The organism is Paenibacillus sp. FSL H8-0317 (assembly GCF_045040685.1).
Taxonomy (GTDB): domain Bacteria; phylum Bacillota; class Bacilli; order Paenibacillales; family Paenibacillaceae; genus Paenibacillus.
Genome location: NZ_CP150294.1, coordinates 3,438,764 through 3,463,922, shown reverse-complemented (window position 1 = coordinate 3,463,922; position 25,159 = coordinate 3,438,764). Strand labels below are relative to the sequence as shown.

The window sequence follows — 25,159 nt, the reverse complement described above, 5'->3', positions numbered from 1 at the left end:
ATTACTATTACGACTACATTCACCAATACAAAGACCTCCTCTGTTTTTATAAATAGGAGGTCTTTTTTCTTTTTCATATTATGCGGTTATGTCTTCAATATGGGTACTATAGCGTGGGGATTTAGCAGCATTAACAAACGCCGCAAATAACTTCTGACTGTAGTCATCTACTTTGTAGCTGTACTCTGGATGCCACTGCACAGCCAAAACAAACGAGCGGTTCGGCATTACCGCGGATTCAACGAGTCCATCTTCAGCGACTGCCACAGCAGTTAACTTATCCGATAACATCTTGATTCCCTGAGGTGATAACTGTTCACTTTTATCGTATCTGTTTGCAAAATATCGTATAGGATATTATTTTCCTCAATATGTACATCATGTACAAGATTCGTATACGGCGGACTTTGCTTGTGATTAACGATCTTGTTCCCATGAAGTTGAAGGCTAGTCGGAATGTCTTGATATAACGTTCCACCCAACATAACGTTAAATAGTTGTAGTCCACGGCATATGCCAAAAGCAGGCTTATCAATCTCAATTACTTTTTGTAATAATATCGACTCCATCATATCGCGTTCAATACATAACTCTCCACAGGTAACCTCTGCAAGCTCATGATACAGCTCAGGATTGAGATCATGTCCCCCGGTGAACAGGAAACCATCGAACTGATTAGCCAGCGTTGCTATGATCTCGGTATCCGTTGTCAAAGGCAGCATAATTGGAATCCCACCTGCTCCTTCTATGGCGTTCATATATTCAGGAAGCATCCAGTAACTTTTTTTGTCCGTATCATACAAAGGCAGTACACCGATCATGGGCTTTTTCATGGCTTTACCTCCAAGCTTTTCATTCATTTTATCAGATCTCTTCATATATAAATTCACTGAATTATTGCATTATCCTACCTCTATTATCTGCAAACCCGTTTCATCCGGAATGCTGGAAAACTAAAAAAAACAAACAAAGCCGCATAACAGCGACTTTGTTTGTAGTTCCAATCCCATATATTCATTCATTCGTTTAGTTTAAACAGCATCTCATCTAAGCTGCTTTTACAGTGGTTACTTCGTCTGAATTCACTTGAATGGAACGCTGGCATATCAGGGTAATGACATAAGCCAGCAAGGCAAGCATCACAGCAACTGGAGGAACCCACTGGACACCACCCATATTAACAGCAATTCCTCCAACGCCGGAGCCTAACGCTATACCCACATTGGCCGCCACAGGCAGGAGTGTAGATGCAAATGCTTTGGACCCCGGTGAGATCGATCCTGACACATCAAACAAATATAACTGGGATGCCGCGCTCATGGAGGATGACAGACATCCAATCAGGAACAGAAACGCCAAGCCGAGCCACAGATTGGAAACGGCAAAACTCATGCCCAGGAAGAGGATCGCCTGGATGACGAAAAGCCGCTTTAGCTTGGGCAGGAAGTCACCCTTGGCTATTTTGGCACCAATCCAGTTACTCAGGATGCTGCAGGCCCCATAGATCAGGAGTACGGCACTAATCCATTTCACTGGCACACCCATAGTCTCACTGAGGAGTGGCGTAATGTACGTAAAAACGACGAAAATACAGCTGTTTCCCAGTACCGGGATTAGACAGGCCAGCAATATCCTTGGCTTCACAAATAGAGACATCTGATCACTGAACGAACCTGCAATCGTTGTTGTTTGGCGTGGCAGAATACGGAACATGAACAACAACGGCACAACACCTATGCATGCCGTAACAACAAACGTCATGGACCAGCTCAGATGTTGTCCGATAAATGTACCAAGCGGAACACCTAGCACATTTGCGATTGAAAATCCGCCCAAAATCCAAGCGATAGCTTCCCCTCTTCGCTCCCGGTTCACTGCGTCGCTTACAATCGAGATCGAAAGCGATATCGTAAGTCCACAAGCAACGGCTGACACGATGCGAATGGCCATCAACGAAGAGAACGTTGTTGAGAACACGGTCAATAGATTTAATGCCAACACGATTGCAAATCCAATCAATATGGAACTTCTTCTGGATATTTTGGCCAAGAAGGCTACGGCAAATGGTGTACCCACTGCGTATGCAATCGCAAAACCGGAGACAAGCATCCCCGCGGCAGCAAGAGATACTTTCATGTAACTTTCAATTTCCTTCAACACACCCACGATGACATACTCGGTTGTTCCCAGTACAAAACTAACGAGCGTAAGCGTTAAAATAAGTAGGTTCTCTCTATTTCTAGTCATAAATCAATACTCACTAATCCTTTCTATTGTTGCAAGCGCTTCAATTCTTTTGACGATCCGTAATCATGTATTTTCTGCTTTCCCATCCCTTCACTTTCGATATATAGTTACATTTTGGATAGTGAAATTGTACTGTCAGATACGCCATGGCGACAATCAAGGTTGTTGTGGTTTTATTGCAAAACATTATATATGTTGTCATTTCAACACAGACTTTCATTACTAATTCTGAAGGGAAGACATAGATGAATACACACCATGAATTCGGCCAACTGCATCCAAATCGAGATTGCACCATTATTTATGTAGGAAAACTGGCCGACAATCCGCATTGGAGCTTTCCGACGCATAAACATGACGATCTGCATGAGATTATCTACGTAACTGAAGGCAAAGGATTGTTCACCATTGACGGCACCAAACACTGGGCTCAAAAAGGGGACATGCTCATTTATAACAAGGGTACTCTTCACGAGGAGAAGTCCAATCCTGAATTCCCGTTATCCACCTTTTATTGCGGCTTTCGTTTTACAGAAGGCACCCAGACCCTTGAGGATTGGGTCATTCCTCCCTCTAACAATCCGATCATTCGAGCAAACCGATATTCCGATGAGCTCCATTCGTTAATGCAGACTCTCTTCAATGAATTTTCAATCCGGGAACCTGGATACGAGTTGATCTCTGGGCATGTCCTGAAAGCAATACTTCTGATCATCGATCGGCAGTCCCGTCAACAGCTTCCTAGTGGGGAGATCGTTGGGAGTAATACCCTTGCTGAGAGCATTAAAGACTATTTGGATACCAACTATCGGCAAAATATTAAACTCAAAGAATTGGCAGATCAATTTCATATCGATTTTTATTACTTAATTCATATGTACAAAAATCACTATGGTACTTCTCCTTATCATTACCTGATCCAACGAAGAATGGGTGAAGCCACTCGCTTATTAGTCTCAACCAACAAAAAAATATGGGAAATTGCCAAACTGGTTGGGTACGATAACCCCAATTACTTTACGATTCTATTTACCAAAATCGTTGGTGAATCACCACGAAGTTTCCGGAAAAAGAATCAAAAGGATATGTTCGGGGATGAGGTGTCACATTCTTACTAATTTCACCAATCTCTCTAAGCCCAAAAAGGCGCTCCAATTTGGGGAGCGCCTTGGCTATTTACGTTTCCTTATACACTTACATACATCTACTCTAGAGTTTAAACCGGCGAACCAGTTCTTGCATATTCTCAGCTGTTTTGGATAGCTGTGCAGATGATGCCGATATCTCCTGCATCGCCGCCATTTGCTGTTGGGCTGCTGCTGAAGTTGTCTGAGCACTATCAGCCGACACTTTAGAGATGTGACTCATCGCTGCAACTGTAGCCGAGACTTCTTCCGTACTGGCAGACAACTGTTCTGAGACAGCGGAAATATCCTGAATTTGATCCACTATATGCGTTGTATATTGTTCGATGTTCGATATGGTTGCTGAAGCTTCTTGGCTGATCCGCATTCCTTCACCGACTTGATTACGAACTTTATCATTCATAAGAGATGTGGATTTCGCAATCAGATCTAGCATTTTGCCAATAGTAGCGCCAATCTCGTCCGCACTTTGTTTGGATTGCATCGATAATGTGCGAACCTCACCAGCAACGACCGCAAAACCTTTTCCGTGTTCTCCTGCTCTTGATGCTTCAATAGAAGCATTCAGTGATAGTAGGTTGGTTTGCCGAGAGATATCCGCAATCGCTTCATTCATTCGATTGGCTTCAGCGGATAGACTGGACAGCTCATTAATCAATGCCGAGGTTTCTTCAACAGCTCCGAGAATATGTTCCATTTGTTCTCCGACCTGGTTTATCGTTTTCCCACCATTAGCAACAGCGCGCTCCGTCTCTTCAGCCGAATCCACAATCGCACTCGCAGATTCTGCAATTGTACTGATGCCTCTCGCCATCTCTTCTACGGCATTCGCGGTTTGTTCCGAATTCTCCGCCCCAACAATAGCTGATTCAGCAGTCTGGTGCATGGTTTCAGCTACATGTTGAACCGACTGGGTGGTTTGTTCTGTACTTTCCTGAATCATTTGGGAAGAGTGGCTTAACAACGATGACGTCTGATGAAGTTCAGCAACCACCGATTGAAGGGAGATGGTCATTTGGTCAAAATCATTTGCCAATATACCAAATTCGTTTTCGGTTTTCAGATTCACCCGTTCAGACAGATTCCCTTCGCTTACGCTACGGGTGGCCTTTCGCAGTTTTTGCATAGGTACGATAAAAGATCTCAGAATGAAGAAAATAATTACACCGGCAATCAATACAGATATAACAATGACAGTTAGACTCGATACCATAATGGGTTTCGCTGCGGCGATAAAATCTTCATGGCCCATCAAAGCAATGACATTCCAACCCGTCAAAGCGTTAATACCGTTATACACTTCCAGATCATACGCCAGATCCGTTCTAACAAATTGGGAAAATGCCATCGGTTCATCGGAACTTGAAGCCGTATTAGGATGGACTGGAATTCCCTCAATAAGTGCTCCGCCGAGCTCTCCTCCTCCACCTTTTGCAATCGCACCGGACCAAGCCGCAATCGTTCGATTGGAGTCAACCACAATCAGACTCCCATTCCCTCCGACATCCACAAGCGATATTTCATTTGCTAATCGCTCCAGATCAAGTTTAATACTTGCTACACCATGTTCATCTGAAAGAGCTTTTGAAATCTCTACGTAAATCTTCCCGGATGCCGGATCATTCATAATACTCGAAAAATAGAGTGATCCATTGTTACTTATACCATTGGTGTACCATTCTGTGCTGCGTGGATCATATGTTGCATCCTCAATTGCTGGAGAAGATATAACACTGCCTTGGTCGTTGCCTACGGTTATGGCAAGAATATCAGGATATGTATCAGCTAACTGGTCGATTCCTAATTGTACTGCTTCGTTGTTCGCCTGACTGGGATTGGAACCATACATGCTGTCTATGTAACTCAATAATGCTGCTTTTTCCCCCACCAGATTGTTAATATGTTGTCCTGTCATCGTTAATATGGTATTGATGGGTTCTGTCATTTTTTGTTGTACTTGATCTTTGGCACTATGATACGAGAAATATCCGATAAGTGCAGTGGGGATAATAAGTACCGCAAGGAAAGCTGCAATGAGTCGAGTACTCATTAATCGTAAAACGGCTCCTCCTTTCTTATAAAATGACCTTTTTTCACTTTCCTTTTTCAAGTTCAATCTTCCTCTCTTTATTCATTTTTGGTAGAACTAATCGGCCAGTAAACGCAAAAAAACCCATATATATGCACACCCAAAGAAACTTTGAGCATGTATATACATAGGTATTGCCTGAATGAATTCAGTAACAAGCCGTATTTGTTTAGTATTATAACATAAATAAAAAGGGTTTGTTAACTATGATTGGGTCTTTATACCAGACATCTGTTGTTTATAATCCGTAGGACTTAGCCCCGTATACTCTTTGAACACCTTCGAGAAATAGTGCTGGTCGCTAAATGACAACAAATCGGATACTTCCTTAAACTTCATGTCGGGTTGACTTTCCATCAGTCTGCAGGCCTCCTGAATGCGAAGCCGGGTGTAATACTGAACAAACGTAATTTGCGTTGCATTTTTGATCACTCTGCTGACATACGACGGGCTAACGTGAAACTTCATGGCAATGTCGTTGATAGATAATTGAGAGTATTTATTTAGTTTTACGTAATCGTCGATCTGTTCGAACAGAATCGCCTTGCTTTTTCGAACGTGGGATTGCAGCATATCGAAGCACTGTTCCGTCCATTCCGTCAGTTCTCGGCAAAAATCGGCATAGGACTGTGCTTGGGCGAATTGTCTTGACCGAAGCTCCAGACCCAATCTCATGCCCGCCCCTTGTTCCTCGTACAGATGAGCAAACGTGTCTACGATCAATCCGATAAACCGCTCCACCTCGGTCATATGTACATTTTCCTCTGCCCATCGATTCAGCAATTCGGATAACTTAAGAGCAAACCGTTCTTTCTGCCGAGCCTGAATCATCTGTACAAAAGCAGATTCCTGCACCAGATCCAGACAACCTGTCTCGGATCTGGCCATCGACACCGGACTCCCGGTATCCAACACCATTCCTTGTTTCAACCGTTGCTGCTCCGACAAAATGGTCGACACGCGGTGATAGAGCTCAGGCAGATTACCAGACTCAGTGAATAGAAGTTGTCCTCCAATGATCGCATCGATGTCATGCGCAACCAAATGCCGTCGCAACGACTCAAGACATTCATGTACGGAAGAGTACACCTCAAGTGCACTCTTGTTGATAAAAGCAACAAATTGATATGGGGTTTGACTAGTGTATACACGACAAGGATGGAATGCAAAAAAATCCTGCACTATACCCTCAAGTTTCACCTGCACCCATCGTTCATGCCCTGCGGTAAAAGGCTGTTTGCTCATAATGATCATCATCTGGCTGAATAAAGGCGGAAACGCCTCCCCCTGTTTCGGCGTAGTCTCACATTGGGGATGAATGATTTCCTGCAAATCCAGCAGTTCCTTGGACATCTGTTGATCAAGTTGGTCAATTACCCGACCCATGACTTCTTCAAGCGCCTCTCGCTCGACAGGTTTTAACAAATAGTCAAACACTTGCAGGTTCAATGCTTTTCTTGTGTATTCAAAATCGCTATAACCGCTAATCAAGATGACCTTCAGATCCGGGTTGGCAATTTTGGCTTGCTCAATCAGGGACAGCCCATCCATTTTCGGCATTCGTATATCGGTCAACAGCAGATCAATCGGTGACTGCTTGATCGCTGCCAAGGCTTCTTCTCCATTCGTTGCCGTAGCCGCTACACGAATCGGGAAGCTCAGCGTCTCCAAGAGCATTTTAATATTACGTAATATCGGTTTGCTATCCTCAACGATCATAACGTTATACATCGCCTGTCCCTCCTCGCTAGTAAAAATCTCTCGTCAGTGAGCCGATGATTTGAATCGTTGCTCCATGTTGCTCTTCCGCATGATTGTTAAATATATTAATAAAGAGCCGGTTGTTATACATTAGTTTGAGTCGATTGACACTGTTGATAATTCCCATGTTACCAAGGGCTGTCCCACCATCGGCAGTCTGGTTCATTCCAGAACCCGATGCCTGAATATTGGTTAAAATCTCCTGGATCTTATCCGGTGGAAAGCCTTCTCCGTTATCTTTGATCTCCAAAGCCCATAATCCGTTATATTGCTTCACGGTAATCTGGATACGCCAAGGCGGCGTGGTGTTGGCAAAGGCATGTTCAATGCAGTTTTCCACAAACGGCTGAATGACCAACCGCGGCAACCGGATATCGTTCGCCAGCTCGTCAGCACAGATGTCCCACTCCAGATCCTCTTCGTACTTTTGTTGTACAAGGGACAGATAATGTCTCGTATGTTGAAGCTCCTCAGCCAAAGTCACATGCGCGTATGGTGAAGAGACAATATAACGCAGACTGTCCGAAAGATGTTTGCACATATCCGATACAACTTTGGTCTTCCCCTCTTGGGCGGCAATACTGATCAGGTATAAGACATTATGAATAAAATGAGGTGCAATCTGGGCTTGCAGCGCCGAATTACGTGCCTTTACTTCTTCATGAAGCGCCGATTTTTCCCGGTCAATGGATTGCTGCAGCCTCTCCATCAGATCCTGAAAAGCTTCGTTCAGCAATAAAAGATCGTTATTCTTCGGCGTTTCATCCACTTTCAGATTCATATTGCTGTAGTTCATGCGCCAGATCTGACCGCGTAGCTTGCGGATAGGCAGTAGCAGGTTACGTGTCGACAAGAAGATATACACAAATGAAACCAGCATCAGTGCCGTAATTAGCAGAATGGACATCGTCTGAACCGAATGGATCGAGCCTAGAACAGATTTTTTGGGCGTTATGATATACGTGATCCAACCTGTACTGGGTGAAGTGGAATGTGTGATATAATTGTCGTTTTTGTCCACATCCAGTCCCTCGTCTGATGCAGGCTTTGTCCAATTGGTAAATGTCATACCCTCTTCCGAGCCCGTCATCTGCTCGCCTTGTTCATTCAGAATATAGACATCGCCAGCGGTAATGCCCTCCGTTAGGTTCTGTATATAGGCCTGTTCCATCTGGATGCTAAGATAACCGTACACCTTGCCGTTCTGATCATTGATCGTGCGCACAAAGGAGATCGTATCGTCTTGACGCAGCAGCACAAAACCACTTTCTGTCCAATCTCGTCCGATCTGACTACTCTCCATCATGGTATTCAGTATTGCGGGAGGGTTGCCTGAACCCAGATATGTTGTCAGGAGAATCCCGTGATTGTCGTAGATGGACATGTCTTTGATATTCATACTCGGCCCGATGGCCTGAAACATGATATCTTTGATGATCCGAATCTGTTTCAGCCTTTCATAATTACTATGCGCTGAGGAGCTCTTGTCCATGGCTGCAAATATATTTTTGCTGGATAATATTCGCTGTGACATCTGGTTCTGTTGTTCTACGTAGAGATCAACTTGCTCTCTTACCTTCGTAGCTGTAACGAGCGTATCCTGCTCTGTTTTCTGTTTGAGCGGGCGGACAACGATCACATTGACATACACGATAAAACAGCCCAGCACGAACAAAAGTAGAGCCAGAAATGTCAAAAACACCTTTGTTTGCAAACTGAATTGAGTTGCCTTATGTATGAGCTTTGCCATTCTCAGAGTTACCCTCCTGTTCTGACATGATGTGAAATCCCTTAGATTTATGTCCTACTGTATCACGGTACTCCATGAAATGATAGCGATTTCAAGTTCAGGATTTTACACATCAACGTTCAAGCACAGACATGTACCGGGGCGATAAAAGAATCTATAATCGGATTTGTAAACGGATTCATCAAACGTTTTAGAGGGGGATTTGCATTGAAAACAATAAAAAGAAAAAAGGCTGTATCCATTATTCTGGCTAGTCTATTATCGATCTCGTTAACCGCTTGTGGATCAGGAGGTACCGATTCTGGCACAGCTGCTGGTGGGGATAGCAAGAGTGGCAAAGTCACATTGGAGCTGGCCATCTCTAAAAGTTCTCAGGACTCTGCTTTCATCCAGCAGGACATTCTCGATGCATTCGAAAAACAAACGAATATCCGCGTGAATTTGCAGCTGATTCCAGCGGAACAAACAACGACGGTATTGCAAACCAAACTGGCTGTAGATGAAACACCTGACATTATTCAATATAATCTGGCGAGCGCAGTCACGGACCTGAACCTTGAACGTAACTTCGAGATTCTCGATAACGAACCTTGGGCGAGCAGAATCGTGAACAAAGACGTCCTCTCATCTGGTGGTCACCTCTACAGTTTCCATGTTAGCCAAGATACGGGAATGCAAGGGGTCGTGTATAACAAACAAATCTTTGAAGAACTCGGGTTGTCGATTCCAATCAACTACGAAGAATTTCTGGCGCTCTGTGAAAAAATCAAAGCAAGTGGCATTACTCCCGTATTCATGCCTTACAAAGATGCCTGGGCTGCCAACATCTGGCCTGCTGCAGCTTTTGCCGATTTTGTAGCCAAAAATGAACCGACTTTTTTTGATGAGTTGAACAGCAATAAGAAAAAATGGTCTGATATCCCGGAATTCAAAACATTCCTGGAACAACAATATGAAATTTACACCAAAGGTTACACCAACACGGATGTGCTTAGCGACAGCTATGACATGGCCGTAGGTAAATTCCTGAACAAGGAAGTAGCCATGATGTTTATGGGCGATTGGTTAATTGAAGGCGTTGCTGAGCAAGATCCAAATATGGAACTGGGCGTGTTCCCGATTCCATCGTCAGACAATGCCAGTCTGGGTGCAAGTCCACTGGGTGGGCAATTGTTCATTCCGAAGAAATCCAAACATCTGGATGAAGCCAAACAGTTCCTGGATTACATCGCTTCCAAGGATGTCGCACAACAGATCGTGGACTCCAAAGGATACGTATCCAATTTCAGTGACGTTACTACACCGGAACTGCCTGCTTATAAACAGGATATTGTAGACAATTATATTACGCCGAAGAAAACCGTGCTGACAACGGATGCATTCATGCTGGTTGATCGCAGTGAACTGTACCGATTGTTGCAGGATCAATTCGCAGGCGGATTGTCACCGGAAGAAGTACTGAAATCCTGGGATGAGAAGTTCAGTCAGCTAATGCAGGATAAAGGTGTAGAAGGTTTCTAAAGAGTGAAATATAAGGTAGCATAACAGGATCGATCGTTATGCTGCCTGGTTATAACGGAGTGTGAGACATGAAAAGGACTAAAAATCTGTACTCGTATTACATGATATTTCCCGCACTGATTATCTACTCCATCTTTTTTGTTGTGCCTGCTCTCGCCGCTTTCTATTATTCATTCACGGATTGGCGGCTGGATCGGCTGGAGCTGAAGTTCATCGGGTGGGATAATTTCAAGAAAATTTTCTCAGACAAAACGCTTATTCTGGCGCTGAAAAACACGGCAATATTTGCAATCGTCACCGTCGTTGGCAAAAATGTCATCGGCCTATTGCTGGCCGTAGGACTTAACATGCGTTTAAGAACGAAGAACCTGCTGCGCGCCATCTTCTACTCCCCTTCCATACTCAGCATTCTTGTGATCAGCATTCTGTTCACTCCCATGTTGCGTACCGAAGGTACAATCAACAATTTGTTGGAATCTGTAGGATTACATTCGTTAAGCCAAGCTTGGCTTACCAACCCATCGATTGTGATCTGGACGATTGCCATCGTCTCGATCTGGCAGAGTGCCGGGTTCCAGATGGCCATCTATCTGGCGGGCCTGCAGTCCATTTCTCAAGAGTATTACGAGGCAGCCAAGATTGATGGCGCAAGTTCGTGGAGAAGTTTTTTCAAAATCACACTACCACTCTTGCTGCCCGCGATTAACATTAACCTGATGCTGACATTGATCGGTGGACTCAAAGTATTCTCCGAAGTATATGTCATGACCGGTGGTGGCCCGGGTAACGCTTCCCAGGTCGTAGGTACGATCATTCTGCGATCTTTCGGCGAAGGCAACTGGGGACTTGGTACCGCGGTCAACACACTTCTCTTCGTGGTCGTTACGATTATTGCTATACCGCTATTGATCTTCATGCGGCGTAAGGAGGTTACGGAATAACATGGGCTATACACGCAAACTCGCCATCCGCAACTATATCGTGGAAGGTTTCCTGATTCTGGCCTCTCTTATCGTTCTGTTGCCACTTGTCATTCTGATCTTTGGTTCATTCAAAACCAGCGCAGAGGTGCTCAGCTTCTCTCTAAGTTTGCCTGAAACATGGCAGTTCTCGAACTATGTTCGTGTCTTCCAGGAAGGCGGACTGTCGCGAGCGTTCCTCAACAGCATTTTGATTACTGGCGTATCTTCCATCATTAATATCGTTGCTTCTTCGGCAGCGGCATTCATTCTGGCACGTCGGGAAACCAAACTATCCGGCACGATCTACATGTATTTCTTCATGGGACTGATTGCACCAATGTCGATTATTACAACCATACGGGTTGTACAGGGATTGGGATTCTACGGCAGCATCACAAGTGTTATCCTGATCTACGCCGCGTTAAATACAGCCTTCAGTGTATTCTTGTATAGTGGGTTCATCAAAACCATTCCACGAGCGCTGGACGAAGTGGCATTTCTGGAAGGAGCAAGTGTGTTCGGGGTGTTCTTCCGCATCGTCACACCGCTCATCCTGCCCGTTAACGCAACGGTAGCCATCATGGTGTTCATGTCCGTCTGGAATGACATCACGATTCCTGTGTACTTCCTGACAGACAGTTCCACATGGACGATGCCACTGTCGATCTACAATTTCTACGGCAAATATAGCCGGGACTGGAACCTGATCTTCGCCAATCTCGTGCTTACTTCCCTGCCTGTATTCATCCTTTATCTATTTGGGCAAAAATATATCGTCAGCGGCCTTACTGCCGGTGCAGTTAAAGGTTAAACCTTATATTCTCACGGTTCTCAAGGAATAGAATTGGAGTATTCATGACGTACTCAACCCCCAACAGATCTGGTGGGGGTTGTTTTATTTATAGCAAGAAAATGTATCTACACCTCTCTATTTTTGAAACAATTGCGGGTAAAGGGCAGCAACACCACCAGCAAGACCCTGTTGTACATTCCGACTAGTATCATCAGCAATAATTTCGTAGAGATCCGCTTCGATGGAATCTATTGCAATTTTGGCAATATCCGTTGGGCTCGTTTTCGGTGCGTCAATACCTGCTGTCATATCCGTATCCATGAACGCGACGTGTAATCCGGCAACGCTAACGTTCTTAGGGGCTAATTCGAGACGTAATGCATTCGTAATTCCCCACTGAGCGGATTTTGCAGCTGAATATGCACCTGAGTTACCAAGGCTGAGCCAAGATAGAGCAGACAGGATATTCAGTATCGAACCTCCCCCATTCTTCTCTATTACCGGTGCAAACGCACGAATCATTGAAAGCGTACCGAATACATGTGTATTGAATTCCAAGTGAATATCGTTCAGCTCACCTGTGAGCAGAGAAGCACCCGTAGCGGAACCGGCATTATTAATTAGAAGGGTTACATCACTAGCTACCTCAGCTGCAGCCATGACAGATTGAGGATCCGTAATATCGAGTTGCAGTGGAATAGCCCCCGGCAGATCAATGGATTCAGGGTTTCGCGCGCCAGCATACACTTTGGCTCCTCTCGCCAGCAGTTCAAGAGCAAGTTCCTTGCCCAAGCCTCGATTAGCCCCACTTACAATAGCAACTTGTTTGGAAATATTCATTTATTATTACTCCCTCTCATTGAGAATTTATATGTTTTCGAGCTGTTATGGGAATGATCATTCTCATAACTCCCAATATCAATCTATCACATCGGGAACGATCAGTAAAGAATGACTTTTATGATTCATATCTTTATAAGTCTTTATAAAAAGAAGATGCCCGATAACCTTTGAAAAAAGGTTCCGAGCATCTTTCTTTGGTCCTTCATTTAAAATGGATTTACTTATGGATTACGATCTTACGTCATATAGATTCGCAGGTAACGCCTGCACAAATGGTGACCAGTCACTCACTGTATATAGATGAAGTCGGTGCATGGCCCGTGTGCATGCCGTATACAGAAGCTTACGATCATATTCCTGGCTGTAAGCAACGGGTGAAGCATCATAGACCAGGACAGCATCGAACTCAACGCCTTTGGCGAGGTACACAGGAATAACCATGATTCCTTTTTCGAAAATCTGTGTGTCCTTTGTTATGAGCTGTAACCCTACGCCGCCTTGGCTTTGTAACCTTTCATAGGCGTCACGGCTTTCAGCCGCGGTCTTTGTAATCACAGCGATGGAATCGAACCCCTCCGCCTTAAGAGCGGCGATGTCTGCGAGAATCTGCGCACCACGCAGCTTATCATCCTCCAATCTTGTTAAAAGAGGCTTCTGATCTCCCCTTTCAAACGGTCGGATCTCTTCTCCCCCTGGTAGCATGCATTTCGTGAATTCAACAATCTCTCTGGTTGAACGATAACTGCGTACCAGACGTATCAATGTAGTTTCGCCTTCTCCGTAAAGGTGAACCAGTGGCGAGTTGGATGCTGCCAAATCCGTAGCCTGCATAAAAATCGCCTGCCCGAAATCCCCCAGCACCGTCATGCGGGCACGAGGAAATAGTTTCTTCAGATATTCGTATTGAAACGCCGAATAATCCTGACCTTCATCGACAAAGACATAACGAATCTCTGTGTTCGTCCGTACGCCTTCGATCATCTCTTTTACATATAAATACGGAGTAGCATCCTCATGGAACAGCTTGTTCTGAAGGATCATGGCCTTGGTCTGTTTACAAATCTCAGGCCAGTGCTGTGGGGGGATTGCCCCATTCGTTTGTTCCCGATAAGCGGCTTCATCTACAAATAGTTGTTCGTATATCCCTCTCACATCCACGAACTGGAATTTCCGCACGCTCTTTCTTAACGGTTTAAACATGTCTTTCACCAGTTTCTGACGAAGCAACTCCTCTTCCCGCACTCCAAAGTTAAAGGCACCCTCATCTTGCTCTGCGCTGTTATTACCGTTATCTCGTGCTGCATATTTTTCCGCCACATCAAACACAGGTTTTTCTTTGTGCAGCATGCGGAAAGCTTCCACATACTCATCTGTGTCCAGATAATTCAACTCCTCCTGAACCCAGTCTGCTTCCCGTTCCAGATGTTCCAGCGAAACGAGTTCTCTCAGCAACCATTCCTGCAAAAGAAGTATACGGTTGGACAAGGTAAGATTTTGATCCAAACTGTAAAATTGAGTCTTAATTCGGTCCGCAGTGATGAATTCACGTCCCCGAAATTGAATGCCGTTGAACCGCATGCCCTCCCGCCCCAGCCACTTACCGTAGTTTTGGAGCACTTGCAGGAATGTCTCGGAAGCTTTGTACTTAATCGCCTCCAGGCGAGCTTCATAACCCGGATCTTCTTGGGCTGTCAGCACATATTCAATCTGATCAAAGGCATCCTCTGGTCGTATGGAGGAATCCAGCCAATAATTCAGATATTCCTGAAAAGTAGTCTGCTGCATGTTCTCTTCGCCAAGTTCCGGAAGCACGGTGGAAATATAACTGGTAAACATCGGATTCGGCGAGAAAAGCACAATCTGATCTGCTTTGACGGTCTGGCGGTGTTTATATAGTAGGTAGGCGACTCGCTGTAACGCTGCCGACGTCTTGCCGCTGCCAGCTGCCCCCTGCACGATAAGCATTCGGCTGCGGTCATCACGAATAATGGCATTTTGTTCCTTCTGGATTGTTGCTACAATGCTCTTCATTTGTGAGTCTGCACCCTTGGCGAGCACTTGCTGCAACAATTCGTCACCAATCGTCTCAGTTGAATCAAACATGCTATGAAGTTGCCCATGTTGGATCTGGAATTGTCGTTTGAGCTCCATCTTGCCCTCGATTCGTCCTGAAGGTGTGTCATAACTTGCTGGACCGGGAGAGTGATCATAGTACAGACTCGCAATTGGCGTACGCCAGTCATAGATTAGAAAGTTCAATCCATCTTCATCCATGAAGGATGATACACCGATGTAGATCTGTTCAGTCCATGTCATGCCTTTTTCCTTATAGTCGAAACGGCCAAAATACGGCGTTGGAAGCAGTCTCTTTGTATTTTTCCATTGTTGTGTTAACAGCTTGTGTCCACGCTCCCTCTCGGCCAACACTCTGGACTGCTGATTAATGGTATAAAATGCATCTTCAAAATCCGTGTACGAACCCGTATTAATTGTCACTTCTTCCCAGAACCGTTTACGAATTTCGGCAGCCTGTTCATGCAGTCCGGCAACCTTCGGTTCTAACTCGTCGAGTCGTGCCTGAAGTTTGTTCCTCACCTGTACTAATCTTTCCTCTTCCAACTTCCATTCGTTTGTTTTATCCATGAATGAGTTCACTCCATTTTCCATTTATTAGGACCAAAAAAAGAGCATTGACAAATCGGAATGTCGGATGTAAAATTAAATTAGGAGAAATAATGATTCACCCTTTATATTCAATAGAAATGTCAATTGCGCTATAGATTATATCATGGCTTTTTTTCACGTTCAATGCTTTTTTTCTGTTCTGTCTGAATTGAAAAATAATTCATATTAACTAGATGTCTCTTGAGCTACACTGGGGGCATCTTTTTTGTGTCCTGGGCATGGTTCATACCCTGAATGCGGTAAGCTATACACCCCTTTATAAATTCGATAAAATGAACGAAACATGAAGCATAAGTTGATGCATTTGGGAGGGATACATAAACATGAATATAGAACCTGTGGAGGACCGTTGTCCTGTTGAGTTTGCAGTCAATATGATTGGTGGGAAATGGAAGCTATTAATTATAAATCGGCTCATCCGCCATTCAACAATTCGATTCAATGAATTGCAGAAAATGCTTGACCCCATTACGCATCGCACGTTAACCAGGCAATTACGAGAACTTGAAGAAGCTGGTTTGATAAACCGTGTTACCCACCCTGTAGTTCCGCCTAAAGTCGAATATTCTCTTACAGAAAAAGGACAAAGCCTGACTTCGATCTTGTTCCAGCTAGGTGATTGGGGATCGAAACATATGTAAAACGCCTTCTCATAGTATCCCAAGGGATACTTTATATCATTAATGTGCGTACTTACGCTCCTATTCTAAATCCGTTATGCTGAGGTCAATGCTGAGTGTTAACTCATCCATTCCAATGACATATTGAAAGGAAGTTATTGACCACTATGACACAGAATGATCGATTTTTAGTATATGGAGCATCGGGCTCTCAAGGCGGCGCTGTCGCTCAAATACTCGTTCAACACGGTTGTGAGGTTCGCACGATTACTCGAAATGAGGCAACAGCCAAAACACTAAAGGAACAAAACATTGAAGCTTTCATCGGGGATCTATCAGATGTGGAACAGCTCCATGCGGCGCATCAAGGTATAAGTAAAGTATTCCTGAACCTCCCGGTGGAGTTCAATCCGGATAAGATCAGACAATATACCAAAAATGCAATTGATGCTGCTATACAGGCAAACGTTAAATTGATTGTAGTTAACACGGGCACCTATGTTCCTGACCCTATCACCCATTCCAAAGGAATTGAATTGAAACGTGAAGTTATCCATGAATTGCAGCAAAGTGGTCTTCCATATATCATTGTGGAACCCATTGTATATTTGGAAAACTTCCTGATTCCCGGAATACTGAACAATGGTGTTTTGGCCTACCCGGTACCAGCAGACAAGCCGATCTCCTGGATTAGCTTAAACGATGCAGCTCAATTCCACTTTTATGCCTTGACTCATTCGGAATTGGCAGGAAGTATTATCCCAGCACCCGGATTAGAAGCCCTGACAGGTGCACAATTAGCGGAACAATTCAGTGCTGTATTAGGTGAAAAGATCAGCTTCATGTCTCTACCTTTTGATCATTTTGAAGCAGCGATTCAGCCTTTGTTGGGAAGTGAGACAGCAGCAGGTCTTAAAGGATTGTACCAATGGATTGATGGGCATACAGATCTTCTTCCACGATATGAAGAGTTGGAGGATAACATCAAAGCAAATCTTAAATTAACCAAAATTAGTGATTGGATTCATCAAACAATCATTAAACAATAGTTTTCCTTGGAAATCCCCTCTCGCTGCTATTCATGAACAAGCCCTTTGAATCTCCAACGAGAGAAACGAATTCAGATATTCTGATAGGATTAGGCAAAACTTTGATAGTAATGTGGTACAGGTTGTTCCATTTGTTATGACATAATAATGTGTAAATAGGTCACCTTACAGGTGGCAATAATAAACATTAGAAAGGATTTGAACATAACATGGAATATACGAAACTTGGTAACACAGGCTTGGACGTATCTCGATTTTGCCTCGGATGTATGGGATTTGGGGACGCCAGTAAATGGGTTCATGAATGGGTACTGAATGAAGAAAATTCTCGCCCGGTGATCAAAAAAGCGTTGGATCTAGGCATTAATTTCTTCGATACAGCGAATATATACTCTTTGGGTACAAGTGAGGAATATCTTGGTCGGGCGTTAAAGGATTACGCAAATCGGGATGAAGTTGTCATTGCTACCAAAGTACACGGACAAATGCATCAAGGACCCAACGGTTCTGGCCTTTCCAGAAAAGCCATCCTGAGTGAGATCGATAAAAGCCTGAAACGATTGGAAACGGATTATGTAGATCTTTATATCATTCATCGTTGGGACTACAATACGCCTATTGAAGAAACCATGGAAGCCTTACATGATGTGGTGAAGTCCGGTAAAGTGAGATATATTGGGGCCTCAGCCATGTTCGCTTGGCAGTTCCAAAAAGCATTACATGTAGCAGAGAAACATGGTTGGACCAAGTTTGTCTCCATGCAAAACCACTTGAACCTCATCTACCGTGAAGAGGAACGAGAAATGTTGCCTTTATGCAAGGAAGAGAAGATTGGTGTAACTCCCTACAGTCCTCTTGCTTCAGGCAGATTAACTCGTGACTGGTCCGTATCGACACTCCGATCCGAGACAGACAAAATTCAGAAATCCAAGTACAATGCGACAAGTGATGCGGATCGGCTTGTTGTTGAACGAGTTGCATCCATTGCAGAAAAATACGGTGTCCCTCGCACACACATTGCACTTTCGTGGTTGCTGCAAAAAGACACTGTAGCGGCTCCAATTATCGGTGCCACCAAAATATCGCATCTGGAAGATGCGGTAGGTGCTCTTTCTGTTAAGTTGACCTCAGAAGACGTCTCATTCCTTGAAGAGCCCTATGTACCTCACCCTGTAGTAGGTGCTCAATAATCCCTTTTGCTTAAAATATAGAAGACCTCCTCTTTCCGTATCTGGAAGTTGGGGGTCTTCTTTTTATATCGCGATTTATTTGCGCCAGAATGTTGAACATTCTGCCTTGTCCTTTATATTGAACTCAATCATTCTCTCAAGTAACGAAAAATCAATCTCCTGTTTCCACTTCATTCGCACCAACTCTTTGGTGTGATCATACCCCGCCTGAGTGATCTCTTCCGAAAAACGATTAATTCCTGCCTTCTCGGGAGCAACAGCCAAATGTTGCTTGGATACACTAAATCCAATGATGAAGGTCTCATGGTCGGTAAACATCGGTTGGTTCCAGGCTATTTTTTGTTTTAAATTCGGGAATTTTTCAGTGACCCAGTTCAAAACTTCTTCCGTTCGTGCCTGGTGTTCCGGGTTATCGATGCGTGCTATAAATTCTGCAAAGGTCTCCATTGGTTTCCCCCAAATCATGAAATATACTATTTAATTTGACCCATTCATACTCATTCTATCATGAATATCAAATTCAATACCCCTTATCGGTTGTTTTAATGCAAAAAAATTTGTAACAACAAAGTTCTCTTTAATAGGTCGATGTCTATAGTCATAGAGTAGTCCTTACCCGCAAAGACTTTAGATGTTTTCCTTTATCCAAGAACGCAACTGATCAGCATAGAGAGCGCGTTCATCTGGATCGGACGGAGAACCATTTGACAGATACAGTTGATCATTCACGTATCTAGGGTAAACATGGAGATGATAATGCCATACGTCTTGATTGCCAGCAGGTTCATTATGTTGTCGTGTCGAAATCCCATCACATCCATATGTACTTTTCATTGCAAATGCTATAAGCTGAGCCGCGCGGTGAATTTCAACAGCGTAATCCGCAGGGAGTTCAAAAATATTCTCGAAATGTTCATTCGGAACAATAAGAACATGTCCTTTATTGTTTGGCCACCATTTGCCCGCTATAAATGCGGTTACCTTTTCATTCTGATAGATGATATCCCTTTGTTTTGTTCCCTGATCAGGTCGCTCGATACCCCAAATACGACAAAATGGACATTCATACCCTTCAGGCTGATGTGAAAATGATACCGTCATCTTTCTCCTTACACTCCTTTCATATTTTTCTAACTAGTTACTAGTTATTAGACGCCGTTACCTTCTGTTCGTTGCGATGAGTTGGCGGGTTATAGAACAATCAGCAATTAACAAACTGAAAAGCAAAAAGCAGCTGACCTTGGCGGCAGCTGCTTTCTTCTATCTTTAACTATCACTATTGCAAAGTTCACACTTACATGGTGCTGATATCAATAACAAAGCGATATTTCACGTCGGAAGCCAGTACACGTTTATATGCTTCGTCAATCTGATCGGCGGAGATGACCTCAATGTTAGGTGCAATATCATGTTCTGCACAGAAATCAAGCATTTCCTGCGTCTCACGGATACCACCAATCATGGAACCTGCGAATGAACGGCGATGACCGATAAGAGAGAATACGTTTACGGCTAGTGGCTCAGCAGGAGCACCCACGTTCACGAGTGTACCATCCAGTGTGAGCAGTGAGAAATAAGCGTTTATGTCAATATTCGCACTTACCGTGTTAATCATCAGATCAAATGTGCCTGCAAGTTTCTCGAATGTTTCCGGTTCGCTTGTGGCAAAGTAGTGATCTGCACCAAATTGCAGTCCATCTTCTTTTTTGCTCAAGGATTGGGAGAGAACCGTTACTTCGGCACCCATCGCATGTGCAATTTTGACAGCCATATGACCAAGACCACCCATACCTACAACGGCAACTTTCTTACCTGGGCCAGCTCCCCAGTGATGCAGTGGTGAATATGTCGTAATACCGGCACAGAGCAAAGGTGCAGCAGCATCAAGTCCAATGTTATCAGGGATGCGAACAATGAAATCCTCTACGACAACAATGTGAGTTGAATATCCACCTTGCGTAGGCTCACCGTATTTGTCTACCCCAGCATAAGTGGGGATATTTCCTTTGAGACAGTATTGCTCTTCACCTTTGCGGCAGTTATCACATTCACCACAAGAGTCAACCATACATCCGACCCCTACTCGGTCACCGACCTTGTATTTGGAAACTCCGGTTCCTACATCGGTCACAATTCCGGCAATTTCGTGTCCAGGAACGAGTGGATAATTCACAGGTCCCCATTCACCGTGGGCAGTATGGATGTCAGAATGGCAGATACCAGCATATTTAATCTCGATTAATACATCATTGGTATCCAGATCACGTCGTTTAATTTCAGCACTTCTGAATTGTTGGTCTGGTCCGTCAACGGCTCTGGCTTTAGCTATAATCAATGGGATAACCTCCTAGTAATTTAAAGTTCAAAATAATCTTACCCCCTCTAGTTAACTCTAGGTCAAATGTTTATCTTATTTTTTTATCTCGAACTTACTTTGACATCCAGTAATCCAACATGTTAGAATTCACTCGGATCAATCCTAGAGTTAACTCGAAGTCTACCCCTAATAGAAAGGAATTCATTCTAAATGACCTATACAATCGGTGAAGTTGCCAAAAAATTAGACCTTACGGTATATACATTGCGTTATTACGACAAGGAAGGACTCATGCCTTTTGTGGAACGAACCACAAGCGGAACACGCTTGTTCAAAGACTCCGACATTGACTTTCTAAAGATCATCCAATGTCTGAAGCTGACCGGCATGCCTATTAAAGACATTAAGGACTTTATTGAATGGTGCTCTGAAGGGGACTCCTCGCTGAAGCAAAGATATGACATGTTTACGGAGAGAAAAGCTATAGTGGAAGCACAAATGGAGGAACTAAGAAGAACCATGGAAGTCATCGAACACAAACGCTCCTACTACGAAACAGCTTTGGAGGCTGGAACCGAAGAGATTCACAAAATTAAACCGATGGAAAATGCCATCATCAATTGATGGTTCATGCTTTCTATTTTCTAAAATTAGCGCACAAAAAAAGTAGCTTGAAGTCCTCTAACGGATTTCAAGCTACTTTTTTGGGTATGTCTCTACTCATCATTTTTCCAAAAGTTTCATCGTTACATTGATAATACGGTTTAGTTTTTCTTTTTCCGTCGAGGTTCTTGCCATGGCTCTGATGCCGACAGAAATATTGTGCAGGTACTCTGCCATTTCTTTCGCATCATGATCAGAAGAGAATTCTCCCTCCCGCTGCCCCCATTGAATAATCTGCTCGAACATTCGCTCAGCTTCGTTAAACGATTCAAGAGATCGGTTGTCCACTTCATGATCACGTGTGCCTAGCTCCACAGCCGAGTTCACGATCAAACAACCCGATGGTGTCTCTTCTGCTTCACTGATCATAACATCGAAAATTTTATGCAGTGCTTCCACTGCCGTCTTGGATGCCTTGATTTCTGCAAGTAATGTGGTGCTGACCTTACCTCTGTAACGATCCATTGCCTGCAAAAACAGCGAATGTTTGTCGTCAAATGTATCATATATACTTCTGCGATGAATTCCCATATGCTCAACCAGGTCACTCATCGATGTCTTCTCGTAACCTTGTTCCCAGAAGATCTTCATTGCTTTATCCAATACTTCGTTCACTTCAAACTCTTTACTTCTAGCCATTCGACTTCCCTCCCAAAATCAATCTAACACATCGGGAACGATCAGTAAATAAAAGATGCAGATACCCTTTTCATTCTCCTCTGATCATGTATTAGCTGAACCGTAAGTGTATATCTTCTTTACTTGTTGTATATCATGACCTGTGTACTTGTGAATATGCAACCAGCAATCAGAATGTCTTATCCATTCACATCAAATGTTTGCCTATTCCTATCCGTTTCTTACCGCCTTCGGTCAATATACGATAGAATGTGATTATTATGTTGTGAGGAAAAAAGGAGAACTTTGCATGTCTGATCAAATACACGAACAACAAAACGAATTAGCCACACTCATTGACCGTTTTTCTGACAAGGACGGGGTGCATCCTACGGCCATTCCCTCATTATTTCTAATCCGCGAATCGGTCGTTACTGAACCTATATTTAGAGTGAATGAACCATCCTTTTGCATTATCGTTCAGGGTGAGAAAGAGGTCCTGCTGGGACAGGATCGTTTCCGGTATGGTCCAGGAAGTTATATCGTGGCAACCGTTGACTTGCCGGTTAGTGGACAAGTGATTCAAGCCTCGTCTGAGGCTCCCTATCTGGCCCTGAAACTTGAATTCACTTCCAGTGAGATTCTGGAGGTATTGAACCATTCCGATTTTCCAGCAAGACCGCGGAAAACAACGAGGCGTGCGATGTTTGTCAGCCAAGCTGAGCCTTCTCTGCTGGATGCGGTTGTCAGGTTAGCCCGTTTGTTGGAAGATCATTCGGAAGATATCCCACTACTCGCTCCTTTGTTCAAAAAGGAAATTCTCTATAAAGTGCTGAAAGGTCCTCATGGGATTGCTCTGGAACAAGCTACCATGGAGGGCAGCCATACCTATCGCATCAGAGACGTTATTGAATATATTATGAATCATTCTGATCAGAATTTTCGGGTTGAGGAATTGGCGGATTTGGCGAATATGAGCACTGCCTCACTCCACAGACATTTTAAAGAAGTGACTGCCATGAGCCCGATTCAGTTTCAAAAACAACTTAGACTACAAGAAGCTCGCCGCTTGTTATTATCCAAGTCAACCGATGCAGCAGATGTAGCATTCCAGGTAGGTTATGAGAGCCCTTCCCAATTCAGTCGTGAATACTCTCGTATGTTCGGATTCCCACCCAGAGAAGACATTAAACGCCTGCGAGGTAAAACCGATGAGACGACTACCATCTCTTGACTGGTTACTGGCTAATATCGTTCCTTTACCTTGTCTAGTTTAATCCCAAAAAGGACTCCTTCTGTTTTGTCAGTCGGAGTCCTTCCCTATGCAAGGATTAATGCAGATTATTAAATCGTTAACATGAAGTCTTTAATACATTAAAAACCATTCGTATATTGTTTTGGAACGTCCGTTGTCTTGCGCAAAGCAGAAGCTGCTTCCAAGGCCCAGTAAGGATTTCTTAACAGCCCTCTGCCAACTGCAACGAGATCAGCTTCTTCATTGCCGATAACTGCATTCGCCAATTTCGGGTCGTCCAGTCTTCCAACAGCAATCACGGGTACATCAAGAGCTTCTTTGATTGCTTTAGCGAGAGGTACTTGATAAGCTGCGTGAGTTCCTGGTCTGCCCGATGCACCAATAGGTCCCTCGCCACCAGATGAGATGTCAAAGACGTCAACGCCTGCCTCTTTATAAGCTTTGGCAAACTCGGAACTTTCGTTAATGCCATAGCCACCTTCGACATATTCTTTGGCTGAAATACGCATCATCAGGGGCATGTCTTTTGGCATCTCTGCCTTTGCAGCCTGAATGATCTCCCGTCCAAATAACGTTAAATCTTGACCATATTCGTCTTCTCGCTTGTTTGTTAGTGGAGAATGGAACTGATGAATCAGATATCCATGTGCGCCATGAAGCTCAATCGCATCAAAACCAGCTTTCACAGCACGGGCTACTGCACTACGGAATTTCTCAACCATTCCTTTTACTTCATCCGTTGTGAGCGCTCTCGGCTGCTTGGAATTCTCATCAAAGGCGATCGCGGACGGAGCAACTGGAACCTCGGCATCTTCTGCTTTGCGGCCCGCATGAGCGATCTGGATAGCAACCTTGGCACCATTACTGTGACACGCATCTACGATTCGTTTCAGAGCCGGGATCTGTTCATCTGACCATAACCCAAGATCATAATCTGAGATCCGGCCATCCGGCTCCACATCTGTCATTTCAATGATAATGAGACCTGTTCCTCCCACGGCACGACTAACGTAGTGCATATAATGCCAATCTGTTGCAATACCATCTTTTTGCTCAACTGAATATTGACACATTGGTGCCATTACGACACGGTTTTTAAGCTCCAGGCTTTTAAAAGAATATGGACTAAACAAATCTGTCATCAAAATAAAACTCCCCTTTTCATGAATCATGTATAATAAAAATGCATGCGCAAGCATCAAAAAAGTGCCTTCGCTAAATAATTCCTTATGATTAAGAACTCGCATGTATCTTTTAGTTCATTTACTTCATCACATAAAGACATTCAAACCCATGCTTTCGCAAAATACGTATAGCCTTTTTGGATTGAAGCATACCAGGTGACATTATAATTACGTTATCTTCTCGAAGAAGGTATTTTTCCCAGGTGAAAGCAAGGCGCCCCAATGAGATATTAATCGTATCCGGAGTAGGATTAGCCATATAATCCGTCGCATCTCGAATATCGATCACTTTATATTGCCGAAAATCACGCTCTTGTCTGAGAAATACTTGATAATCTATATATTCAAGATTGCGCAGTGGCCAAAATTGACGTACAACAATGAAGATACCTAAAATGAAGGTCAAAAGCATCAACATAATCATTGTATAGCCCTCTCTTAACTCATCTGATATCGTCGAAAATTTG

21 protein-coding genes and 1 pseudogene are annotated in these 25,159 nt (G+C 43.8%); 9 read left to right on the top strand and 13 right to left on the bottom strand.

The window, feature by feature from the left end; genetic code table 11:
* Window positions 1-78: 78 nt before the first annotated feature.
* Window positions 79-758: pseudogene (locus tag MHB43_RS15530) on the bottom strand (gamma-glutamyl-gamma-aminobutyrate hydrolase family protein).
* Between the two features lie 289 nt (window positions 759-1,047).
* Window positions 1,048-2,247 carry an MFS transporter gene (locus MHB43_RS15525; RefSeq protein ID WP_405132292.1) on the bottom strand — a complete coding sequence of 400 codons (1,200 nt, stop codon included), beginning with the start codon at window positions 2,245-2,247 and terminating at the stop codon, window positions 1,048-1,050.
* 245 nt (window positions 2,248-2,492) lie between these two features.
* Between MHB43_RS15525 and MHB43_RS15520 the strand changes: the two genes are divergently transcribed.
* Window positions 2,493-3,365, top strand: a complete 873-nt coding sequence (locus MHB43_RS15520) for an AraC family transcriptional regulator (RefSeq protein WP_339185036.1) — start codon at window positions 2,493-2,495, stop codon at window positions 3,363-3,365.
* 91 nt (window positions 3,366-3,456) lie between these two features.
* On the opposite strand, the gene MHB43_RS15515 is transcribed toward MHB43_RS15520, so the two are convergent.
* The 3 genes from MHB43_RS15515 to MHB43_RS15505 form a co-directional block, all read right to left on the bottom strand.
* Window positions 3,457-5,442: a methyl-accepting chemotaxis protein gene (locus MHB43_RS15515; protein ID WP_339185034.1), complete on the bottom strand. Its 1,986-nt coding sequence runs from the start codon at window positions 5,440-5,442 to the stop codon at window positions 3,457-3,459.
* Window positions 5,443-5,685: 243 nt separating this feature from the next.
* The gene (locus tag MHB43_RS15510) at window positions 5,686-7,212 is read right to left on the bottom strand and encodes a response regulator (RefSeq protein ID WP_339185032.1); all 1,527 of its coding nucleotides are present in this window, start codon (window positions 7,210-7,212) and stop codon (window positions 5,686-5,688) included.
* Window positions 7,213-7,228: 16 nt separating this feature from the next.
* Window positions 7,229-8,992 (bottom strand): histidine kinase, encoded by a 1,764-nt coding sequence (locus MHB43_RS15505; protein WP_339185030.1) that lies wholly within the window; start codon window positions 8,990-8,992, stop codon window positions 7,229-7,231.
* Between the two features lie 207 nt (window positions 8,993-9,199).
* On the opposite strand from MHB43_RS15505, the gene MHB43_RS15500 reads away from it, so the two are divergent.
* The 3 genes from MHB43_RS15500 (at window position 9,200) to MHB43_RS15490 (ending at window position 12,286) form a co-directional block, all read left to right on the top strand.
* A complete protein-coding gene (locus MHB43_RS15500; protein ID WP_405132291.1) occupies window positions 9,200-10,513 on the top strand; it encodes an ABC transporter substrate-binding protein in 1,314 nt (437 codons plus the stop codon).
* A 68-nt stretch (window positions 10,514-10,581) separates the two neighbouring features.
* The gene (locus tag MHB43_RS15495) at window positions 10,582-11,454 is read left to right on the top strand and encodes a carbohydrate ABC transporter permease (protein WP_036616033.1); all 873 of its coding nucleotides are present in this window, start codon (window positions 10,582-10,584) and stop codon (window positions 11,452-11,454) included.
* A 1-nt stretch (window position 11,455) separates the two neighbouring features.
* Window positions 11,456-12,286, top strand: coding sequence for a carbohydrate ABC transporter permease (locus tag MHB43_RS15490; RefSeq protein WP_405132290.1), 831 nt, complete (start codon window positions 11,456-11,458; stop codon window positions 12,284-12,286).
* Window positions 12,287-12,403: 117 nt separating this feature from the next.
* Here the strand turns inward: MHB43_RS15490 and MHB43_RS15485 are convergent, their stop codons facing one another.
* Window positions 12,404-13,108 carry an SDR family oxidoreductase gene (locus MHB43_RS15485; RefSeq protein WP_221819376.1) on the bottom strand — a complete coding sequence of 235 codons (705 nt, stop codon included), beginning with the start codon at window positions 13,106-13,108 and terminating at the stop codon, window positions 12,404-12,406.
* 231 nt (window positions 13,109-13,339) lie between these two features.
* Window positions 13,340-15,754 carry an RNA polymerase recycling motor HelD gene (helD, locus tag MHB43_RS15480; RefSeq protein WP_405132289.1) on the bottom strand — a complete coding sequence of 805 codons (2,415 nt, stop codon included), beginning with the start codon at window positions 15,752-15,754 and terminating at the stop codon, window positions 13,340-13,342.
* A 365-nt stretch (window positions 15,755-16,119) separates the two neighbouring features.
* On the opposite strand from helD, the gene MHB43_RS15475 reads away from it, so the two are divergent.
* From MHB43_RS15475 to MHB43_RS15465, 3 genes are all read left to right on the top strand, one after another.
* Window positions 16,120-16,437, top strand: coding sequence for a helix-turn-helix domain-containing protein (locus MHB43_RS15475; protein ID WP_017688544.1), 318 nt, complete (start codon window positions 16,120-16,122; stop codon window positions 16,435-16,437).
* 146 nt (window positions 16,438-16,583) lie between these two features.
* The gene (locus tag MHB43_RS15470) at window positions 16,584-17,465 is read left to right on the top strand and encodes an SDR family oxidoreductase (RefSeq protein ID WP_221819378.1); all 882 of its coding nucleotides are present in this window, start codon (window positions 16,584-16,586) and stop codon (window positions 17,463-17,465) included.
* Between the two features lie 209 nt (window positions 17,466-17,674).
* Window positions 17,675-18,655: an aldo/keto reductase gene (locus MHB43_RS15465; protein ID WP_221819379.1), complete on the top strand. Its 981-nt coding sequence runs from the start codon at window positions 17,675-17,677 to the stop codon at window positions 18,653-18,655.
* 75 nt (window positions 18,656-18,730) lie between these two features.
* On the opposite strand, the gene MHB43_RS15460 is transcribed toward MHB43_RS15465, so the two are convergent.
* The 3 genes from MHB43_RS15460 to MHB43_RS15450 all read right to left on the bottom strand — a co-directional run bounded on the left by MHB43_RS15460 (window position 18,731) and on the right by MHB43_RS15450 (window position 20,990).
* Window positions 18,731-19,102, bottom strand: coding sequence for an iron chaperone (locus MHB43_RS15460; RefSeq protein WP_017688547.1), 372 nt, complete (start codon window positions 19,100-19,102; stop codon window positions 18,731-18,733).
* A gap of 180 nt (window positions 19,103-19,282) precedes the next feature.
* Window positions 19,283-19,756 carry an HIT family protein gene (locus MHB43_RS15455; RefSeq protein ID WP_339185017.1) on the bottom strand — a complete coding sequence of 158 codons (474 nt, stop codon included), beginning with the start codon at window positions 19,754-19,756 and terminating at the stop codon, window positions 19,283-19,285.
* Between the two features lie 193 nt (window positions 19,757-19,949).
* The gene (locus MHB43_RS15450) at window positions 19,950-20,990 is read right to left on the bottom strand and encodes an NAD(P)-dependent alcohol dehydrogenase (protein WP_339185015.1); all 1,041 of its coding nucleotides are present in this window, start codon (window positions 20,988-20,990) and stop codon (window positions 19,950-19,952) included.
* A gap of 192 nt (window positions 20,991-21,182) precedes the next feature.
* Here MHB43_RS15450 and MHB43_RS15445 point away from each other — a divergent pair, with 192 nt between their 5' ends.
* Window positions 21,183-21,596, top strand: coding sequence for a MerR family transcriptional regulator (locus MHB43_RS15445; RefSeq protein WP_237175438.1), 414 nt, complete (start codon window positions 21,183-21,185; stop codon window positions 21,594-21,596).
* A gap of 99 nt (window positions 21,597-21,695) precedes the next feature.
* Here the strand turns inward: MHB43_RS15445 and MHB43_RS15440 are convergent, their stop codons facing one another.
* Complete coding sequence (locus tag MHB43_RS15440) at window positions 21,696-22,274, bottom strand: TetR/AcrR family transcriptional regulator (RefSeq protein ID WP_237175439.1); 579 nt, start codon at window positions 22,272-22,274, stop codon at window positions 21,696-21,698.
* A 289-nt stretch (window positions 22,275-22,563) separates the two neighbouring features.
* On the opposite strand from MHB43_RS15440, the gene MHB43_RS15435 reads away from it, so the two are divergent.
* Window positions 22,564-23,487, top strand: a complete 924-nt coding sequence (locus MHB43_RS15435) for an AraC family transcriptional regulator N-terminal domain-containing protein (RefSeq protein ID WP_405132288.1) — start codon at window positions 22,564-22,566, stop codon at window positions 23,485-23,487.
* A 140-nt stretch (window positions 23,488-23,627) separates the two neighbouring features.
* On the opposite strand, the gene MHB43_RS15430 is transcribed toward MHB43_RS15435, so the two are convergent.
* Together MHB43_RS15430 and MHB43_RS15425 are read right to left on the bottom strand one after the other, a co-directional pair.
* Window positions 23,628-24,650, bottom strand: a complete 1,023-nt coding sequence (locus MHB43_RS15430) for an NADH:flavin oxidoreductase/NADH oxidase (protein ID WP_405132287.1) — start codon at window positions 24,648-24,650, stop codon at window positions 23,628-23,630.
* Window positions 24,651-24,771: 121 nt separating this feature from the next.
* On the bottom strand, window positions 24,772-25,116 hold the full coding sequence (locus tag MHB43_RS15425) for a rhodanese-like domain-containing protein (protein WP_145317423.1): 345 nt from the start codon (window positions 25,114-25,116) through the stop codon (window positions 24,772-24,774).
* Window positions 25,117-25,159 lie beyond the last annotated feature (43 nt).

What these genes read in the sequence shown, in the direction of transcription:
- MHB43_RS15470 (WP_221819378.1), top strand. Translation starts at nt 16,584, where the DNA reads ATGACACAGAATGATCGATTTTTAGTATATGGAGCATCGGGCTCTCAA.
- MHB43_RS15445 (WP_237175438.1), top strand. Translation starts at nt 21,183, where the DNA reads ATGACCTATACAATCGGTGAAGTTGCCAAAAAATTAGACCTTACGGTA.
- MHB43_RS15440 (WP_237175439.1), bottom strand. Translation starts at nt 22,274, where the DNA reads ATGGCTAGAAGTAAAGAGTTTGAAGTGAACGAAGTATTGGATAAAGCA.
- MHB43_RS15455 (WP_339185017.1), bottom strand. Translation starts at nt 19,756, where the DNA reads ATGACGGTATCATTTTCACATCAGCCTGAAGGGTATGAATGTCCATTT.
- MHB43_RS15520 (WP_339185036.1), top strand. Translation starts at nt 2,493, where the DNA reads ATGAATACACACCATGAATTCGGCCAACTGCATCCAAATCGAGATTGC.
- MHB43_RS15490 (WP_405132290.1), top strand. Translation starts at nt 11,456, where the DNA reads ATGGGCTATACACGCAAACTCGCCATCCGCAACTATATCGTGGAAGGT.
- MHB43_RS15525 (WP_405132292.1), bottom strand. Translation starts at nt 2,247, where the DNA reads ATGACTAGAAATAGAGAGAACCTACTTATTTTAACGCTTACGCTCGTT.
- MHB43_RS15465 (WP_221819379.1), top strand. Translation starts at nt 17,675, where the DNA reads ATGGAATATACGAAACTTGGTAACACAGGCTTGGACGTATCTCGATTT.
- MHB43_RS15460 (WP_017688547.1), bottom strand. Translation starts at nt 19,102, where the DNA reads ATGGAGACCTTTGCAGAATTTATAGCACGCATCGATAACCCGGAACAC.
- MHB43_RS15425 (WP_145317423.1), bottom strand. Translation starts at nt 25,116, where the DNA reads ATGATTATGTTGATGCTTTTGACCTTCATTTTAGGTATCTTCATTGTT.
- MHB43_RS15475 (WP_017688544.1), top strand. Translation starts at nt 16,120, where the DNA reads ATGAATATAGAACCTGTGGAGGACCGTTGTCCTGTTGAGTTTGCAGTC.
- MHB43_RS15510 (WP_339185032.1), bottom strand. Translation starts at nt 7,212, where the DNA reads ATGTATAACGTTATGATCGTTGAGGATAGCAAACCGATATTACGTAAT.
- MHB43_RS15485 (WP_221819376.1), bottom strand. Translation starts at nt 13,108, where the DNA reads ATGAATATTTCCAAACAAGTTGCTATTGTAAGTGGGGCTAATCGAGGC.
- MHB43_RS15515 (WP_339185034.1), bottom strand. Translation starts at nt 5,442, where the DNA reads ATGAGTACTCGACTCATTGCAGCTTTCCTTGCGGTACTTATTATCCCC.
- MHB43_RS15495 (WP_036616033.1), top strand. Translation starts at nt 10,582, where the DNA reads ATGAAAAGGACTAAAAATCTGTACTCGTATTACATGATATTTCCCGCA.
- MHB43_RS15505 (WP_339185030.1), bottom strand. Translation starts at nt 8,992, where the DNA reads ATGGCAAAGCTCATACATAAGGCAACTCAATTCAGTTTGCAAACAAAG.
- helD (WP_405132289.1), bottom strand. Translation starts at nt 15,754, where the DNA reads ATGGATAAAACAAACGAATGGAAGTTGGAAGAGGAAAGATTAGTACAG.
- MHB43_RS15435 (WP_405132288.1), top strand. Translation starts at nt 22,564, where the DNA reads ATGTCTGATCAAATACACGAACAACAAAACGAATTAGCCACACTCATT.
- MHB43_RS15430 (WP_405132287.1), bottom strand. Translation starts at nt 24,650, where the DNA reads ATGACAGATTTGTTTAGTCCATATTCTTTTAAAAGCCTGGAGCTTAAA.